The organism is Chryseobacterium sp. 2TAF14, assembly GCF_052115105.1.
Lineage (GTDB): Bacteria > Bacteroidota > Bacteroidia > Flavobacteriales > Weeksellaceae > Chryseobacterium.
In genome coordinates, this window is sequence record NZ_JBFRGA010000393.1 from 1 (window position 1) to 337 (window position 337).

Below are 337 nucleotides of genomic sequence, written 5' to 3' on the forward strand. Positions count from 1 at the left end.
TTGCCTCCATAGCTCAGTTGGCAGTTGGCTAGAGCAGCTGATTTGTAATCAGCAGGTCGTGGGTTCGAGTCCCTCTGGAGGCTCAATTTAATATAAAATATCTGGGGAGATTCCAGAGTGGCTAAATGGGACTGACTGTAACTCAGTTGCTTCGGCTTCGTAGGTTCGAATCCTGCTCTCCCCACATTTTATATTAAAAAAAACTTGCATATTTAAAGGGTTTCCTTAAGTTTGCACAGCGTTTACCAATAGTTTTGGAAACAAAATTGCGGAAGTAGCTCAGTTGGTAGAGCGTCAGCCTTCCAAGCTGAATGTCGCGAGTTCGACCCTCGTCTTC

2 tRNA genes are annotated in these 337 nt (G+C 44.8%); both read left to right on the forward strand.

Annotation, left to right across the window (positions count from 1 at the left end):
- Nucleotides 1-2: 2 nt before the first annotated feature.
- A tRNA-Thr gene (locus AB4Y90_RS18305) sits at nucleotides 3-83 on the forward strand.
- Between the two features lie 20 nt (nucleotides 84-103).
- A tRNA-Tyr gene (locus tag AB4Y90_RS18310) sits at nucleotides 104-184 on the forward strand.
- The last annotated feature ends 153 nt before the right edge of the window (nucleotides 185-337 follow it).